Source organism: Pontibacter sp. HJ8, from assembly GCF_054824225.1.
The window spans coordinates 1-1,431 of the sequence record NZ_JSYF01000656.1 but is presented as its reverse complement, the minus strand read 5'-3'; the positions used below and the strand labels follow the sequence as shown (position 1 = coordinate 1,431).

Below are 1,431 nucleotides of genomic sequence, written 5' to 3'. Positions count from 1 at the left end.
GGATGATGCCGGACACGGTACGCTTGCTTCAGACTGAGCCGGTGTTGATGCCGCAGCCAATCCGAGGCTTTTAAGCAAATCTCCACACTACCCGCCCACTCTACTGCTGCCACACGAACGAGGGCCTCCTTGAAATCGGGGCCGGCGTCGGAATGGTAGAAGCCTGTTTTCAGCACCTGTATCGGTACACCTGCCATGGTGCACAGGTTCGTTTTGTTGAAGGAATGATGTTGCCAGTTGCAATGGAGGAAATATTCTTCTATACTAAAGCCAGCCTGAAACAGAGTGTTCTAGTAAGTTACGTGCATTTTGTGGGTTATAAAACAATCTTATTTCCCTGATTCGGGTTGGTGCTTTAGTTGCAAGCCGTGCAGGAAGTTGCGCAGAATCTGGTCTTGAAGCGGGCGGTAATGCTGGTGGTCGGGTTTGCGAAAAAAAGCGCTCAGTTCGTGCTTGCTTAACCGGAAGTTTACCAATCCCAGAACATCCAGAATGTCCTCGTCTATCAGGTTCAGGGCAATTTTGAGCTTACGAAGTATCATGTTGTTATTCAGTTTATTTTCGGGCTTAGGTTGCTCGCCTTCCTTCTTGCCGCGTTTCTCGTTTATAAAACCATTGAGAAAAGCAGCCAGGTGCAGGTCGCTCATTTCCTTAGACCCGGGCTCATCTTCCTTTTTCATCCACTCGATGATTCCTGAACGGGTTACCTGCTCCCCCCCAGACTTAAAAAGCTCCATCAGCTCAAAGTCGTTGAAATCAAATGTATAGCGAATCCGGCGTAAAATATCGTTGTTGTTCATGTTTATACTTTGAATAATTTCTTTATAAATGCTGCCTAAACGTGCTGGTATAGCAGGTGGTGAGGCGTAGCCGAAGTATGGCTGCTATACTTTGTTGGCTGATGTTTTACTTTTACTTTTTATTATCGAAAGAAGCTTCTAAATAGTAGTCGTATTGGTTAAATTTAAAATCTACACCATATCTATTAATGAAGTATTCTGCATTGTTTGCATTTAGCTCATAACCGTCAAAGAACAATGAGTCATCTTGATAAGGTTGTATAACTTTAACCAATTCAGTAGCTGTTAAACCTGTTAATTCTACTTCTTCTACTAGTTTCTCATTTTCTTTTGAGTAAGCATCTATATGCCTTACTATTGGGTAATACTGTCCTCTGTAATCAGTAATTAATCCTTCATTAATAAGCTCATTTAATACCTCATTTACACTTCTCTTCTTTTCTTCATCTAAAGTGGTATGAAGGTCAGTCAAGGTTATACCTTTATTGACTTGTATTTCCTTAAGCACATTTTCTTTGATTGTTCCCATCGGAATTCATATTGATATACCAGCTAACTACTGTGTATAAGGAGTTGTTCCGGTTACTGGCATTATGCGTGGAATTAAAATAGTACTCTATTTGATGGATTC

Annotated in this window: 3 protein-coding genes; all 3 read right to left on the bottom strand. The window is 41.4% G+C overall.

The features are described from left to right. Nucleotides 1-197: DUF2851 family protein (locus OB13_RS20660; protein WP_461492076.1), on the bottom strand; the 197-nt coding region annotated here is incomplete at its 3' end. Nucleotides 198-329: 132 nt separating this feature from the next. Then, nucleotides 330-800, bottom strand: a complete 471-nt coding sequence (locus OB13_RS20655; RefSeq protein ID WP_461492075.1) for a YehS family protein — start codon at nucleotides 798-800, stop codon at nucleotides 330-332. A 112-nt stretch (nucleotides 801-912) separates the two neighbouring features. After that, nucleotides 913-1,329, bottom strand: a complete 417-nt coding sequence (locus tag OB13_RS20650; RefSeq protein WP_461492074.1) for a DUF7683 domain-containing protein — start codon at nucleotides 1,327-1,329, stop codon at nucleotides 913-915. Nucleotides 1,330-1,431: the final 102 nt, after the last annotated feature.

What these genes read in the sequence shown, in the direction of transcription:
- OB13_RS20655 (WP_461492075.1), bottom strand. Translation starts at nt 800, where the DNA reads ATGAACAACAACGATATTTTACGCCGGATTCGCTATACATTTGATTTC.
- OB13_RS20650 (WP_461492074.1), bottom strand. Translation starts at nt 1,329, where the DNA reads ATGGGAACAATCAAAGAAAATGTGCTTAAGGAAATACAAGTCAATAAA.